At 64.8% G+C, this 15202-nt stretch carries 11 protein-coding genes and 3 pseudogenes; 7 read left to right on the forward strand and 7 right to left on the reverse strand.

Features of this window, described 5'->3' with window-relative positions:
- Nucleotides 1–125: 125 nt before the first annotated feature.
- Nucleotides 126–1565 carry a sugar porter family MFS transporter gene (locus ACQCST_RS00335; protein ID WP_426997405.1) on the forward strand — a complete coding sequence of 480 codons (1440 nt, stop codon included), beginning with the start codon at nucleotides 126–128 and terminating at the stop codon, nucleotides 1563–1565.
- A 21-nt stretch (nucleotides 1566–1586) separates the two neighbouring features.
- On the opposite strand, the pseudogene ACQCST_RS00340 reads toward ACQCST_RS00335, so the two are convergent.
- A pseudogene (locus tag ACQCST_RS00340) lies at nucleotides 1587–2534 on the reverse strand (MFS transporter); the annotation flags it as partial.
- Between the two features lie 6 nt (nucleotides 2535–2540).
- Between ACQCST_RS00340 and ACQCST_RS00345 the strand changes: the two are divergent.
- Nucleotides 2541–3812, forward strand: a pseudogene (locus tag ACQCST_RS00345) (amino acid permease); the annotation flags it as partial.
- Nucleotides 3813–3844: 32 nt separating this feature from the next.
- Here the strand turns inward: ACQCST_RS00345 and ACQCST_RS00350 are convergent.
- The 5 genes from ACQCST_RS00350 to ACQCST_RS00370 all read right to left on the reverse strand — a co-directional run bounded on the left by ACQCST_RS00350 (nucleotide 3845) and on the right by ACQCST_RS00370 (nucleotide 9393).
- Nucleotides 3845–4579, reverse strand: coding sequence for a dienelactone hydrolase family protein (locus tag ACQCST_RS00350; RefSeq protein ID WP_426997406.1), 735 nt, complete (start codon nucleotides 4577–4579; stop codon nucleotides 3845–3847).
- A gap of 33 nt (nucleotides 4580–4612) precedes the next feature.
- Nucleotides 4613–5311: an alpha/beta fold hydrolase gene (locus ACQCST_RS00355; RefSeq protein ID WP_426997407.1), complete on the reverse strand. Its 699-nt coding sequence runs from the start codon at nucleotides 5309–5311 to the stop codon at nucleotides 4613–4615.
- Nucleotides 5312–5419: 108 nt separating this feature from the next.
- Complete coding sequence (locus ACQCST_RS00360; protein WP_426997408.1) at nucleotides 5420–6568, reverse strand: mannitol-1-phosphate 5-dehydrogenase; 1149 nt, start codon at nucleotides 6566–6568, stop codon at nucleotides 5420–5422.
- The gene (locus tag ACQCST_RS00365; protein ID WP_426997409.1) at nucleotides 6568–8574 is read right to left on the reverse strand and encodes a PTS mannitol transporter subunit IICBA; all 2007 of its coding nucleotides are present in this window, start codon (nucleotides 8572–8574) and stop codon (nucleotides 6568–6570) included. The genes ACQCST_RS00360 and ACQCST_RS00365 overlap by 1 nt, the downstream gene beginning before the upstream one ends.
- Before the next feature lie 90 nt (nucleotides 8575–8664).
- Nucleotides 8665–9393 (reverse strand): TetR/AcrR family transcriptional regulator, encoded by a 729-nt coding sequence (locus ACQCST_RS00370; protein ID WP_426997410.1) that lies wholly within the window; start codon nucleotides 9391–9393, stop codon nucleotides 8665–8667.
- Between the two features lie 150 nt (nucleotides 9394–9543).
- Between ACQCST_RS00370 and ptsP the strand changes: the two genes are divergently transcribed.
- The 5 genes and pseudogenes from ptsP (at nucleotide 9544) to ACQCST_RS00395 (ending at nucleotide 13795) form a co-directional block, all read left to right on the forward strand.
- Nucleotides 9544–11229 carry a phosphoenolpyruvate--protein phosphotransferase gene (ptsP, locus tag ACQCST_RS00375; protein WP_426997411.1) on the forward strand — a complete coding sequence of 562 codons (1686 nt, stop codon included), beginning with the start codon at nucleotides 9544–9546 and terminating at the stop codon, nucleotides 11227–11229.
- 67 nt (nucleotides 11230–11296) lie between these two features.
- Nucleotides 11297–11575 carry an HPr family phosphocarrier protein gene (locus tag ACQCST_RS00380; protein WP_426997412.1) on the forward strand — a complete coding sequence of 93 codons (279 nt, stop codon included), beginning with the start codon at nucleotides 11297–11299 and terminating at the stop codon, nucleotides 11573–11575.
- Between the two features lie 101 nt (nucleotides 11576–11676).
- Nucleotides 11677–12111, forward strand: coding sequence for a helix-turn-helix domain-containing protein (locus tag ACQCST_RS00385; RefSeq protein WP_426997413.1), 435 nt, complete (start codon nucleotides 11677–11679; stop codon nucleotides 12109–12111).
- A gap of 74 nt (nucleotides 12112–12185) precedes the next feature.
- Nucleotides 12186–12608 (forward strand): hypothetical protein, encoded by a 423-nt coding sequence (locus tag ACQCST_RS00390; RefSeq protein ID WP_426997414.1) that lies wholly within the window; start codon nucleotides 12186–12188, stop codon nucleotides 12606–12608.
- A gap of 76 nt (nucleotides 12609–12684) precedes the next feature.
- A pseudogene (locus ACQCST_RS00395) lies at nucleotides 12685–13795 on the forward strand (FAD-binding protein).
- Here the strand turns inward: ACQCST_RS00395 and ACQCST_RS00400 are convergent.
- Nucleotides 13792–15012 (reverse strand): PucR family transcriptional regulator, encoded by a 1221-nt coding sequence (locus ACQCST_RS00400; RefSeq protein WP_426997415.1) that lies wholly within the window; start codon nucleotides 15010–15012, stop codon nucleotides 13792–13794. The pseudogene ACQCST_RS00395 and the gene ACQCST_RS00400 overlap by 4 nt on opposite strands.
- Nucleotides 15013–15202 lie beyond the last annotated feature (190 nt).

Raw genomic sequence — 15202 nt, forward strand, 5'->3', positions numbered from 1 at the left:
CAACAAAGTGGATCGTCGGGACGTGACGTGCCACACTGTTTAGCGCGTGCGCCGGCCAGCTGGCCGGTTTCCGACGACAACGTCCGCACCGCACAACCGAACCCACACATCCCAGAGGGAGTCCCATGTCCACCGTCAAGGAGCAAACCACCGCCAAAATTCCCCAGCGGGTGATCTGGCTGGCGCTCGCAGGGGCTGTGGGCGGCTTCCTCTTCGGCTTCGATTCCTCGGTGGTAAACGGTGCCGTTGATGCCATCAAGGAAGAATTCGCGCTCAGTGAAGCCGTCACCGGGTTCGCCGTGGCCGTTGCCCTCCTTGGCTGTGCCGCCGGCGCCTACATGGCCGGAAAAGCAGCCGACCGCTGGGGCCGAATCCCGGCCATGAAGATCGGCGCGTTCCTGTTCCTGGTCAGCGCCATCGGCACCTGCTTCTCCTTTGGTGTCTGGGACCTGATCTTCTGGCGTCTGGTGGGTGGCCTGGGGATCGGCCTGGCATCGGTCATTGCGCCGGCCTACATTTCGGAGATTTCCCCGCGGCAGGTACGCGGGCGCCTTGCCTCGCTGCAGCAACTTGCCATCACCACCGGAATTTTTGCCGCACTCCTGTCTGACGCGCTTTTCGCCACCACCGCCGGAGGAGCTGGCCAGACACTCTGGCTGGGGATCGAAGCGTGGCGCTGGATGTTCCTGGCCGCCGCGATTCCCGCTCTGGTGTACGGCTGGATCGCTTTTACACTGCCCGAATCCCCGCGCTTCCTTGTTTTTCAGGGTAAGGACGAGGAAGCCCGCAAGGTGTTCAACTCCATCGCCCCGGATGAGGACGGCGATCGCCACATCCGCGAAATCCAGGAAGCCATCCAGGAAGACAAACTTGCCGGCCAGAAGGGCTCGCTCCGGGGCAAGGCCTTCGGGCTGCAAGCTGTGGTGTGGGTGGGCATCATGCTCTCCGTACTCCAGCAGTTCGTGGGCATCAACGTGATCTTCTACTACTCCACCACGCTCTGGAAGGCTGTGGGATTCCAGGAGAAGGACTCGCTCACCATCTCCGTGGCAACAGCCATCACCAACATTCTGGTGACTCTCGTGGCCATCGCACTGGTGGACCGGGTCGGCAGGCGGCCCATCCTCCTGGCCGGATCCATCGGCATGGCCGTCTCACTCGGCGTCATGGCCCTGGCGTTCTCCTCGGCCATGGGCTCCGGTTCGGACATCTCACTGCCGGGTGCTTGGGGTCCGGTGGCACTCATCGCAGCCAACGTGTTTGTGGTCAGCTTCGGCGCATCATGGGGCCCGCTGGTGTGGGTGCTGCTGGGCGAGATCTTCCCGTCCAGGATCCGCGCCCGTGCCCTGGGCCTGGCGGCTGCAGCGCAGTGGATCGCCAACTTCGCCATCACGCTGAGCTTCCCCGTGATGGCGGCAGCTTCACTGCCGCTGACGTACGCCATGTACGCCTTGTTCGCTGCGGCGTCGTTCTTCTTTGTGTTCTACAAGGTGCCGGAGACCAACGGCATGTCCCTGGAGCAGGCCGAGACGCTGTTCATCAAGAAGGGCTCCGCGAAGGTCTGACGCCGTATTTAGACCCGGTGTTTAGACCAGGTGCGGTTCGTGGGCCGTGAGATACTTCCGTCCACCGAAGGCAACAGCGATGGCCACCACCATGGCCGCCGCGGCCGCAAAAAACGGCATCTGCGGACCGAAGTGCTCGCCGAGCTGGGCTGCCGCAAACGGAGCCAGCGCGCCGCCCATCCACCGCACAAAGTTGTAACCGGCTGAAGCCACGGGCCTCGGCGAATCTGACGCTCCCATGGCCAGCTCCGTGTAGATGGTGTTGTTGACGCCCAGCAGTGCGCCGGCCACAATGACGAGCACGACGACGGCGGTCACCGAGTGCCCGGCGGACAGTCCCAGCCCGATCACGTCGAGCATAAGTGCCGCCAAGGTCCCGGTCAGGACCGTGGTGGCGCCGAACCGACGCTGCAGTACGGGCGCCAGGAAGACTGAGAACACCGCCACGGCGACGCCCCACCCGAAGAACACCGCCCCGATCCCGTAGGCGTCCATACCCAGGATGAACGGCGTGAAGGCAAGAATGGTGAAGAAACCGTAGTTGTAGAACAGGGCGCTGGCGGCAGTGGTGCGCAGCCCCTTGCGGCCGAGGGCCAGGAGCGGGTCGCGCAGCCGCCCCTTCCGCTCCGGCGTCGGCGTTGCGGGAAGCAGCGCGAGCAAGGCGATGAACCCGGCGGCCATCAGGACTGCGGTGCCGAAGAACGGGGCGCGCCACTGCCAGCCACCCAGCACGGCGCCGAGCAGCGGGCCGAGCGAGATGCCCAGTCCCAGGGCGGCTTCAAAGAGAATGATCGCCGTTCCGGTGGCGCCGCTCGCTACTCCCACAATCACAGCCAGGGCTGTGGCGACGAACAGGGCGTTGCCGAGACCCCAGCCTGCCCGGAAGCCGACCAGCGCCTCGACCGTGCCGGATGTCCCGGAGAGCGAGGAGACAAATCCCGTGACGAGCATGGCCACGGCTGTCACCAGGAGAAGGTCATTGGCTTTTTGCTGTTTTTCGTTATGCGCGCCATGGGCCAGCTGCTGCTGTCCAACCTCAGCTACAAGTCGTTCAGCGACTTCGCCGGAGACCTCCTGGGGCCTTGGGCCGGGTTCTTCACCGGCTGGACCTACTGGTTCTGCTGGGTGGTCACGGGTGTGGCGGACGTCATCGCGATAGCCGGGTACGCCAACGAGCTGTGGCCGGGCATCCAGCTGTGGGTTCCGGGCATGGCGACCATTGTGATCCTGCTGTTGCTGAACCTGCCCACGGTCAAGGCGTTCGGCGAGACAGAGTTCTGGTTTGCCCTGATCAAGATCGTTGCCATCGTGGCCCTTATTGCGGTGGGCCTGGTCATGATCTTCACGGGCTTCAAGTCCGAGGCCGGCACGGCCGCGTTCAGCAACCTGTGGAGCCATGGCGGCTTCTTCCCCAAGGAATTCATGGGTTTTGTGGCTGGCTTCCAGATCGCCGTCTTAGCGTTTGTGGGCATTGAACTGGTGGGTACGGCAGCTGCCGAGACCGAGAACCCGGAGCACAACCTGCTCCGCGCCATTAATGCGATCCCGCTGCGCGTCATGCTGTTCTACGCAGGCGCCCTCATCATCCTGATGTCCGTCACGCCGTGGACCGAGTTCAAGGCCGGCCACAGCCCGTTCATCGGGATGTTCTCCCTTGCCGGCCTGGGCATGGCAGCCATGGTGGTCAACCTTGTAGTGCTGACCTCGGCGATGTCTTCCGCCAACTCAGGCATCTACTCCACCTCTCGCATGGTATTCGGCCTGGCGAACGACGGCGATGCACCCAAGGTGTTCGGCCGCCTGTCCAGCCGCAAGGTCCCGCAGAACGCCCTGTTCCTGTCCTGCGTGCTGTTGCTCGCCGGCGTCGCCCTGCTCTACGCCGGCAAGGACGTGGGGGTGGCGTTCGACATGGTCACCACAGTGTCTGCCGTCTGCTTTATGTTCGTCTGGAGCATCATCCTGGCCAGCTATCTGGTGTTCCGGAAGCGCCGCCCGGAGCTGCACAACGCATCGACGTTCAAGATGCCCGGCGGCATTCCCATGGTCTGGGTGGTGTTCGCCTTCTTCGCATTCCTCCTCTGGGCACTGACCACGCAGCCGGACACGCTCACGGCACTGCTGGTGACGCCCATCTGGTTCGCTGTACTGGGCATTGCCTACGCAATCGTCCGCCGCACCCCGCTGCATCAGGCGCGCGTGGCGGAATGGAAGGCAATGGCCGACGCCGAAACGGCCTTGGTCAGTTAAGTCACGGCCGTTTCGGGGTCAGGCGGCCGGAGTCAGGCGGCGACATTCGCGTCGAGGAATGCCAGGGTCCTGTTCCACGCGTCTGCCGCGGCGTCAGCGTTGTAGGTCCAGCTATTGGTGTCGTTGAAGAAGGCGTGCCCGGCGCCGGGGTACACCACGTCATTGAAATCCACACCGGCGGCGGCCATCCGGGCTTCCAGCTCCGGCAGCTTGTCGGTGAGGGCTTTGTCTTTCTCGCCGTAGAAGGCGAGGACAGGGCAGCTGATGTTGCGGAGCTGTTCGTCGGAGAAATCCGCGTGTCCGTAAAACGGTATGGCGGCCCGGAGCCGGGGCACCTGCGTGGCCAGCGAGAAGCTGTAGCTTCCGCCGAAGCAGAAACCAATGACCGCCACTCGCCCGGCGACGGCCGGAATGCCGTTGAGGTGCTCAAAGCAGGCCTGGACTGCCGCGTTGGTCCGTTCCGCGAATCCCGGCGCATGCAGCGGTGCCATGACTTCCCGGAGCTTCGGCTGGACCTTGCTGCGCTGCTGCGGATCAATCAGGGTCGCCTGAAGTTCCTGGGCTAGTTCGGGGGTCATGGCCGTATCCGCCAGCAGGTTCGGTGCCACAACGAGGTAACCCTCTGCCGCGAACCGGTCAGCGACATCCCTGGTGTGGTCAACCAGGCCCCACACTTCATGGATCACGATCAGGGCGCCCTTGGGCTGACCGGCCGGTTCACTGACATAGGCCGGGACGGTGGTTTCGGCGTTTCCGATGGTCATCATCTGTCAATCCTCTCCCACAGTCGCACCATGGATTCAGCGGTCGACGGCGGCAAGAATCGCCGCGCCGAGCGCTGCCGGCCTGGTGAACTGGGGCCAGTGACCGGTGGGCAGGTCCACGTACTCGACGTCGTGGATGCGTGCGAGCTCCACCACGTACGGGTGGCCGGCCGCGATCCATTGGGTGAGCATGGCAGAGGGAAACTCGCAGGCGATGACGGTAGCCGGGACGTCGTAGCGGCGCTGATCGTGGAGGTGCTGCTGGTCCTGCGCCACGCCCCGAGGCTGCGGGATGGCGCGGGCACGGAACGCGGCGCGCAACTCCTCACCCAGGTCCACCAGGTCCGCATCCTCGAAGCCGTCCCACGGCGGCAGCGGGATCTCGTCGCCCTCGGCCGGAAGCTCGTCGCTGATAACCCCGCCCTCAGCCAGCGGACCGCTGTCCACGTACACGGCGCGGACCACCTTGTCCGGACGCCCGTCAACCGCGCCGTGAATGATCGCGCCACCGCCGGAGTGGCCCACCAGCACCACCGGGCCGCCGATGGAATCGACCGCTGCCACGACGGCGTCAATGTGGTCGCGCAGCCCGATCCCGGCCCGCGGGGCGTCGGCTGCCTCCAGCCCGGGCAGCGTGAGCGGGAGGACCCGATGCCCTGCCGCGACCAGCGGCGGGGTGACCTCATCCCATGACGAGGCGTCCAACCAGAAACCGGGAACCAGAATAATGTCCATGCCCGTACCCTACGCTGCCCCGTCATCAGACGGAACCGCGTTAAAAGGGCGACGCCGGAACTCATCTGGAGTTCCGGCGTCGCCCTTCAGTCAATGCCCAGGCGCTGGTCAGGCTTCCGCCTTGCGCTCTTCCACCAGCCCGCAGACGGCGGCGAACAGCGGATGGTCCGGCAACAGCCCGGTAATCGTCACGGTTGCTTCCTCCGCTGAGGAGGCGGCAATGATCCCGGCGAGTTCCACGGCTTCGGCGTCGGCTGGATCGTTGAACCGCAGTGCCGAGGCAATGGCTCCCAGCAGCGCCTCCGGCACAATCCCACGTTCAGCCAGTTCAGCCGCGGGGCCGATGAACCGTTCATGCCGGCCCAGTTTCCGCAGCGGCGCCCGGCCCACGCGGTTTACGGAGTCCGGCAGATGCGGGTTCGTGAAACGGTGCAGGATCTTTTGCACGTACGCCTCCTGCTCGTCCTGGCTGAAGCCGTGTTTGGACACCAGTAGCTGCTTGGTCTCGTCCAGGACTGCGCGGACATCGGCCGCTACATCCTGGTCCGCCATGGCATCGGAGATCTTCTCCAGCCCTGCCTCGAAACCGAAGTAGGCGGCGGAGGCGTGCCCCGTATTCACCGTGAACAGCTTCCGTTCAATGTACGGTTCCAGGTTGTCCACAAACGTTGCACCGGGAATCACCGGGCCGGTTCCGCCAAACGGAGTCCGGTCAATAACCCACTCGTAGAACGTTTCCACGGTGACGTCCAGGCCCTGGCCCGCCTCATGGTTGGGCACGATCCGGTCCACGGCAGTGTTGGCAAATACTGCGGCGGATTCCAGCGGGCCCGCGGCGTCGTCCCAGGCAGCGGCGATGGACTCGCGCAGGATGTCCGTGGCGTTGATGGCGTTTTCACACGCCATCACCTGCAGCGGAACGTGCCCGGCGGCGCGCGCGGCGATGCCCCGGGCGATCACCGGCGCCACGAACTTCAGGATGTGCGGCCCCACCGCGGTGGTGACGATGTCCGCCGTCGTGATTTCCGCGACGACGTCCGCCTCCTCGGTACCTGAGTTCAGGGCCCGGAAGTTGTCGACTCTCCGGACGGTGGGGGTCTCCCCCACCTCGTGGACGTCATAGCTGTCCGCCGCCGCAAGCTGCGATATCAGGGCATCCGCAACATCCGCGAACACCACCTCATAACCCGCCTGGTGCAGCAGCAGCCCCACAAATCCGCGGCCAATGTTTCCGGCTCCGAAATGAACTGCCTTCACTATGAGTTGACCTTCCCGAACAGTTCCAGTACTTCTTCAACGGAGGTGGCCGCCTCGAGCTGTGCCACCTGGGCCTTGTCCGTGAACACCTTGGCGATGGAGGACAGGATATGCAGGTGCTCGTTGTTGATTCCGGCTACGCCCACCACGAACCTGACGGGCTTGCCGTTCCAGTCAATGCCGTCCGGGTACCGGATCACGGACACCGCAGACTTCAGGATGTGGTCCTTGGCCGCGTTGGTGCCGTGCGGAATCGCCAGGAAGCTGCCCATGTAGGTGGAGACGGATTCCTCGCGCTCGTGCATGGCGTCCAGGTAGCCGGCGTCGACGGCGCCGCGTGCCAGCAGGAGCTGGCCGGCTTCGTCGATCGCGGCGTCCCGGGTGGTGGCCGTGCCGTTGAGGATCACGCTGTCCGCCACCAGGATGTCTGACGGCGCGACGGCGGCGTCCGCCGAAGGTGCCCCGGCAACGTGAGCGCCGTGCGAGACCGGGGCCGGCGCCCCGGCAGCGGCACCTGAACCGCCGGCGGAAGCGCCGCCGTCGGACGCGTTTTCATCGTTGCTGCTGCGGACCAGTTCCACGATCTCCTCGTACCGCGGGCTGTTCATGAAGTTGTCCACGGAGACATGCACTGCGCTGGACGTGACCGGTTTGGCGCGTTCGGTGAGGTCCTGGTGGGTGACCACAACGTCGTAAGTGTCGCTGAGGTTGGCGATTGCCGAGTTGGTGACCTTGACGTCCGGGAAGCCGGCGGCCCTGATCTTGTTGCGCAGTACCGAGGCGCCCATGGCGCTGGAGCCCATGCCGGCGTCGCAGGCGAAGACGATGTTCCGGACCGGTCCTGCCATAACAGCCACGCTGCCGGCGCCCAGCAGTGTGGAGGACACTGAACTCTTTTTACCCTTCAAGGCCTCCATCTTCGAAGTCGCGGCGCTGAGTCCGTCTTCCTCGTTCTCTGCGACGGGAGTCTTGCTGGATTTGAGGATCACGGAGGCAATCAGGAATGAAACGGTTGCCGCCAGGAGCACGGACAGGGTGACACCCACGTAGCTGTCGCTGGCCGTTGCCGCATAGACGGCGATGATGCTGCCCGGGGCCGCCGGCGAACGCAGGCCGGCACCCGTGAGTACCAGCGTAAAGATGCCGGTCATGCCGCCGCCGATTGCGGCGAGGATGATGATGGGCTTCATCAGGACATAGGGGAAGTAGATCTCGTGAATGCCTCCGACGAACTGGATGAGGGCCGCGCCCGGGGCAGATGCCCTGGCCAGTCCCTTGCCGAAGATCGCGTAGGCCAGCAGAATGCCGACGCCCGGGCCGGGGTTGGCTTCGAGCAGGAAGAGGATGGACTTGCCGTTGGCCAGCGCCTGTTCCGTACCCAGGGGCGTCAGGATGCCGTGGTTCACGGCGTTGTTCAGGAACAGCACCTTGGCTGGCTCAATAAAGATGCTGGTCAGCGGCAGGACGCCGTTGTTCACCAGGAATTCGACGACGGCGCTGGCACCATTGCTGAAGGCCTTTACCACCGGGCCAATCACCAGCATGCCGAAAATTGCCATGATCGCGGCAACAATGCCGGCGGAGAAGTTGTCGATCAGCATCTCGAAGCCCGGCTTGACCCGGCCTTCCCAGACCTTGTCCAGCTTCTTCATGATCCAGGCCGTCAGCGGGCCCATGATCATGGCGCCGATGAACATGGGGATGTCGGTTCCCACAATCACGCCCATGGTGGCAGCAGCGCCCACCACACCGCCGCGCACGCCGTGGACCATCCGGCCTCCGGTGTAACCGATCAGGAGGGGCAGGAGGAAAGTGATCATCGGCCCCACGAGGGCGGCCAGGGTGGCATTGGGGGTGAACCCAGCCGGGATAAAGAGCGCCGTGATGATGCCCCAGGCGATGAACGCCCCGATGTTTGGCATGATCATCCCGGACAGGAACGTCCCGAATTTCTGGACGCCAACCCGAAGGCTGGTGCGGGGCTTCGCAACTGTCTCTGTTGCCATGTGATTTCCTAACCGTGATTCCTGCTGCGTCGCAGGATGGTCCGATATTGTCGACGACTAGCTGGTGGGGGGCCCGGCCCGTGGAGCTGGCTAGTTGGTGGAGCTGGTGGAGATCCGGTGGAGCCATTCGAGGAAGAGCTTGAGTTCCGAGCTGGAGAGCTGATCGGAACTGGACGCCTGGAGCGCGGCATTCAGCGCAATTGCTGCCACCACGACCGACGATTGCCCGGATTCGCTGGGCCCGGTTTCCCGGGCCTTATCCGTGGCTACCGCGAAAATCATGGCGTCGCGTGTCATAACGGAAAGTTCGAGGTTTCGCTCGGATTCCCGCTCTGCAATCAGCATGAGCGTGACACCCATATTGGCCGCAAGAATGCTTCTGGCTGCTTCCCTGGGTGGAACGTTCAGATGTCCCATGACCGCCGCCTTGTTCAGCATTTCCTCCATCAGAGCCTCAGCGTTGGCGACAACGGCCGAGCGGCTCTGAGGGCGGATACTGCCGAACATAACCAAATAAAGTTCTGGCTGCTTGAGCCCAAATTGCACATGGTTGTCCCACATGCGCCGGATGTCTTCCATGGGTTGTCCGGACGGGGCGAAGTCGCGTTCGCCCACTACATACTGTTCGAAGCCGGCCGCGACGACGGCGTCGAACAGTCCTTCTTTGTCACCGAAGTGGTGGTAGAGCGTCGGTGCTGTAACACCTGCCAGCTGGGTGATTTGGCGGGTGGATACTGACCCTCCGTCTGATTTAGCCAGCAATTCGGCTGCCGCACGCAACAGCCTCATTTTGGGCGGAAACTGGCCATCGATACTCATAGCCGCTACCCTATCACCTATAGCATTGCTATATGAACTGCATCACATATAATCTTTTCAGGCACCGCAACGCACCGTCAGACGCCGCCGTCGCGCCGGTATGGGCAATAAGTGGCGGGCCTGGCTACCGGCAGAGAATGAGGACCTTCAGTGCAGAATTTCCCAGGAGTAGGCGTCAGCCCAGGCCGCATCATCGGCACCATCCGCCAGATGCCCAAGCCCATCAGCGAGCCGCCGTCGGGTGAGCAGCTGGCTGAGGGGACGTCGGCTGAGGAGGCCACAGCAGCCCTGAAGGCGGCCGCCACGGCTGTGCATGACGAGCTCAAGAGCCGGGCGGAGACGGCCGCAGGAGACGGCAAGGCAGTCCTGGAAGCCACCGCGCTTATGGCCAAGGACACCATGCTCATCAAGGGTGCGGCCAAACTGATTGCTCGCGGCACCTCCGCCCAACGTGCCGTCTGGGAAGCCGGAGCCTCCGTGGCCGAAATGCTGCACAACCTTGGCGGCTACATGGCCGAGCGCGCCACGGATGTCCTGGACGTCCGCGCCCGGATTGTGGCCGAACTGCGGGGCGTTCCTGCGCCCGGCATTCCCGCAGCCAGCATGCCGTTCATCCTGGTGGCCGAGGACCTGGCCCCCGCGGATACCGCCACCCTGGATCCGGAGAAAATCCTGGCGCTCGTCACGGCAGGCGGCGGACCGCAGTCCCACACCGCCATCATTGCGCGCTCTCTGGGCCTGCCGGCCGTGGTGGCCGCGGTTGGCGTTGACGAACTGGCTGACGGCACCGAGGTCTACGTTGACGGCGCGGCCGGTGCCATCACGGTGGCTCCGGACGAATCGCTGCGGGCCGCTGCGGAGGCGTGGGCGGCCAACGCCTCCCTGCTCGCCGTTTTTGACGGCACAGGCACGACGGCGGACGGTCATCTTGTGCCGCTGCTCGCCAATGTGGGAGGTGCCAAGGATGCTGTGGCGGCTGCCGGGCTCGGGGCCGAGGGCATCGGGCTCTTCCGTACCGAATTCTGTTTCCTGGAACGCGATACTGAACCAACGGTGGAAGAGCAGGCTGCAGCTTACAAAGGCGTGTTCGATGCCTTCCCAGGCAAAAAAGTGGTCCTCCGCACCCTGGATGCCGGCGCGGACAAGCCGCTCCCTTTCCTCACTGATGCCACCGAGCCCAACCCGGCGCTGGGCGTCCGCGGCTACCGCACCGACTTCACCACGCCAGGCGTCCTGGAGCGCCAGCTGGAGGCTATCGCCCTCGCAGACAAGGACTCTGAAGCGGACGTCTGGGTCATGGCGCCCATGATCTCAACGGCGGACGAGGCCGCCCGGTTCGCCTCCCTGTGCGGTGTGGCCGGCCTCAAGACCCGCGGCGTGATGGTGGAGGTTCCCTCTGCCGCGCTGACTGCCGAATCCATCCTTCGGGAAGTGGGATTCGCGAGCCTGGGCACCAACGATCTCACCCAGTACGCCATGGCGGCCGACCGCCAGCTTGGACCCCTCGCGGCCCTCAACACCCCCTGGCAGCCCGCGGTGCTCCGGCTGGTGGGCCTCACGGTTGAGGGCTCGGCGGCAGAAGGCAACAACAAGCCCGTTGGTGTCTGCGGTGAGGCTGCAGCGGATCCCGCACTCGCGGTCGTACTTATCGGATTGGGCGTCTCCACCCTTTCCATGACCGCGCGTTCGCTGGCGGCTGTGGCTGCCGTTCTCAAGACCGTCACACTGGCCGAGGCGCAGGAGCTGGCCAAGATGGCCCTGTCCGCCCCGAGCGCCTCCGAGGCCAGGGCCTGGGTCCGCGGGAAGCTGCCCGTGCTGGAAGAACTCGGCCTCTAGCCGATCCATAGCCTGACACCCGTCAACCGCCCATCAACTGTTCATCAGCCGTCCATCAGGAGGAACAATGTCAGAACGCACCGCCACCATCGCCAGCCGCTCAGGCCTGCATGCCCGGCCGGCAGCACTCTTCGCCGAAGCCGCTGGAAACGCGGGAGTTGACGTGACCATCGCGATGGGAGGGGCGCCGGAGGACGATGCGCTGGACGCGGCCAGCATCCTCTCGCTCATGACCCTCGGCGCCGCCAAGGGCGACGTTGTGGTGCTGCGGGCCGAGGGTGACGGAGCGGACGCTGCGCTTGATGCTCTGGTGCGGCTGCTGGAAACCGACCTCGACGCCGAATAGCATCGACTGTTCCGCAACTGCCGTAATCCGGCGCCACGAGGCGCCACAAGGGTCGCGTCGGAGCAATGGATGAGGGTTGGGATGAGGGTTAGGCTTTCACCATGGCACTGATTGCTCCCCGGGTGACGGCCGGGCTTCCCGGCGAGGACGCACTGAATCTCAAGAATGCCCTGGACGGGGGTCAGGACATCACGGTGTTTGTGGACGGGACGGTCCACCGGCTGCCGCCCCAGGCGAGGGACGCCGTCGTGGATCTGCTGGCCCGGTTCAGCCGGGGCGAGGCCGTTACGGTCAGCAGCGTGGAGGAAATGCTCACCACCTCCCAGGCGGCCGAACTCGCGGGCATCTCTCACACGTACCTCCGCAACATGACCGATCGCGGCGAGATTCCAGTGGAATACCGGGGCACGCACCGGCGAATCCGGCTTGCCTCAGTCATGGCGTGGCTGGAGTCGCAGAAGCTCAAAAACGCCGCCCCCTGGCCCGCTGGCGACGCTCCCGGAAAAGAAAAAGACGGCGCCACCGCAACACCATGACGTAGTGATAAGTGTCAGGCAACGATCCCGCTTCATCAAGCTATCCGGTGGCCCGCCGGGGTTAGGCTGGCATTGTGGCGAAATTCAGAGGGTTGCACGTCATGGCGGGCATTGCCGCCATGATTGTTGCTGCCCTCCTGGGATCCGCCATGGGACTTAACAACACGGCCGTGGTCACCTCCAGCTGCGTGGTTTTTGTGGCTGTTTCCATGTGGGTGGACAGCATTGTTTCCCGGCGCCGGCGCGCGGCCAGCACCCTGGAGGAGCAACAGGGGCGGGGGCCACAGCTGGTGCAACAATCATTGGCACAACCTGCACCGGAGCCGCAGGCATTGCAGCAACCAGCACCGCAGCAACCAGCACAACAGCCGGTGAAACAACCACTGCAGCAACCCCGCCAGATGACCCCACGGGAGCATCCCCAGGACAACATCCGGCCGGCCCAGAGAAGAACGCCTCACAAAGAGACCTCCAAGCGCGAGGGCAACGCGGCCTGAACCGCTCCGGCCTGGGGCACCGACCGTCGTCGGCGAGCGGAACTGGGCGGCCAACTACCGGTATGGCGCCACCACCATCCACCGTCCGGGTACCGTGGAGCAGGTCCAGGAAATAGTCGCCGCGGCAACAAGGGTCCGCGCCATCGGATCCAGGCATTCCGTCAACTCCATCGCTGATTCGTCCGGATCCCTGATCTCGCTTTAGAACCTGGCTCCCGAAATCCGCATCAAGGCCTGCGCCGGAGCTGGTACCGGGAGCGTCACGGTGTCCGGCGGCACCCGCTATGGGACTCTGGCAGCGGAGCTGGACCGCCATGGCTTTGCCATAGCCAACCTTGCTTCACTCCGGCATATCTCCGTGGCGGGCGCCACCGCCACGGGAACCCATGGCTCGGGCGATGCCAACGGAAATCTGGCCACCTCGGTGACGGCGCTCGAAATAGTCGGCGCGGACGGCGCCCTGATACACCTGGCCCGCGGCTGCCCGGAGTTCGACGGCGCCGTGGTTGGCCTCGGCACCCTGGGCATCGTCACCAGGGTGACCCTGGAGATCGAACCGGCGTTCGACGTTCGCCAGGACGTCTTCGAGCACCTGCCCGGGAACCAGGTGCTGGAAAACTTCGACGCCGTGACCTCCAGCGCGTACAGCGTCAGCCTGTTCACCGACTGGCGGGGCGACGCTGTGGCGCGGGCCTGGCTAAAAAGCCGGGCTGCCGACGTCGGGACATCCGTTTCCACCCCCGCCGCGGACGGTGGGGCACCGCTGTTCGCGGACGGTTTTTACGGCGGTACGGCCGCCACTGCGCCGCACCACCCCCTGCCCGGTGTTGCGGCCGAGAACTGCACGGAGCAGTTGGGCGTAGCCGGGACCTGGGCTGAGCGGCTGGCGCATTTCCGCATGGCCTTTACCCCCAGCAGCGGCGACGAGCTGCAGAGCGAATTCCGTGGGGCTGCACTTCACCTGGAAGCCCCAGCAGACGGCTGTTGAAAAGGTGTTGCCACTGATTGAGGAGCAGCTGGCACCGTTCGGCGCCAGGCCACACCGGGCCAAACTCTTCCATGCCGACGTCGCGGTTTTGACGCCGCTGTATCCTCGCCTTGCGGACTTCGTTGCCCTCGCGGACAGGCCGGACCCGGCGGGCAAATTCCGCAACGCATTCCTGGCCGGGAAGGTATTCGGCCGCTAGATCCTGGGCCGGCCGGCCCAGCGCCGGGCTTTGAGCGCCGCGTGAAGCTCCAGCCGGACCATCCCTTTAAGCGGATCAACGCCCAGCAGCCGCCGGATCCGGCCCAACCGGTTGTAGATGCTGCTCCGGTGCAGGTGGAGCCTGCTGGCAACATCCTGCACCGAGCCGTCATTGTCATAGAGGAGTTCCAGCACAGGCAGCAGTTCGTCGTTGCGGTCCTGCTCCTGGAGCGTGCGGAAGTACACAGAACCCGGGTCACCCCAGGCCCCCGCTCCGCCCCCGGCCGAAGCGAGCAGCTGGTACATCCCCGTGGCTCGGCAATCCACCAGCTCCCCCAGTTGCGGATCCACCGCCGCTGCCTGGGCAGCCTGCCGCGACTGACGGTACGCTTCGGCGAGTTCGCGGGGTTTAGCGAACCCCTCACTGGCGCCAAGAATGATCCGGTGGACCGGCCTGCCGGACCGTTTGGCCAGTTCCAGCTGGTAATGCACCAGCACCTGGGCGTGATCCGCACGGCCCTTGGATTCACGGAACAGCACCACGGCATGCGTCTCCGTTCCGGCGCTGAAGAGGGCGGCATCCACACCGATCGTGGCCTGCAGTGCCGCCGATCGGTGGATGAGCGTGGAGGCGATGGGATCCGTGCCGGCGGCCCAGCCGTCAGCATCCAGCACCGTGACAAGTTGCCACGGACCGCGGCCCTGCACTTCCTTCCAACCGGCCACTTCCGAGACCGCATTGACCTCACCTGCGCAGGCTGCAAGGAACTCCCGCTCACGGCTGCGGCGGAACTCCGATTCGGCAGTATTGGAATCCAGCAACAGCGCGGACAACAGCTCCAGCTCGTCCCGGACGTCGGGCAACTGGGCGAGAATGGCCGTCGCGCTTTGTTCTTCAACGTCCTGCTGGACCCACAGGTAACCGACGCGGAAACCGCGCACCATCAGCGGAACGCAGACCCGGCCCAGCATGCCGAGTTCCTGGTTCGCCGGGACAACAACCGGACGCACCGCCGTCGCGATCCCGTGCGAAAGCTGCCACGCGCTGACATCCAGCGGCACCCTCTTACTCAGGAGGAAGTTCACCCGGACCCGGTCCGCGTGGGACTGGTTGGAGCTATACGCGAGCAGAACGCCGTCCAGATCCTCCAGCGAAAGCCCGCGGCCCAGCTTGAGCGCCACCCGTTCCACCAGCTGTTCTACATCCTGCTGCTGCATGCAGCAACACTACTGCGCGGCGTGCCCTGCAGGCGAACGGACAGCAGGCGACACCTGACGCTCCATGGTTCGACGTTTGTCTAGATAAACACCATAAAAACCCCGGAAACACGGGCGCTCCCGGTGCGGGACCATGGTGAGGCCCGTCACGTGGCTCACAACCGGATTTATTCTGGAACTACCACTTCCC

Source organism: Pseudarthrobacter sp. N5 (assembly GCF_050157035.1).
Taxonomy (GTDB): domain Bacteria; phylum Actinomycetota; class Actinomycetes; order Actinomycetales; family Micrococcaceae; genus Arthrobacter.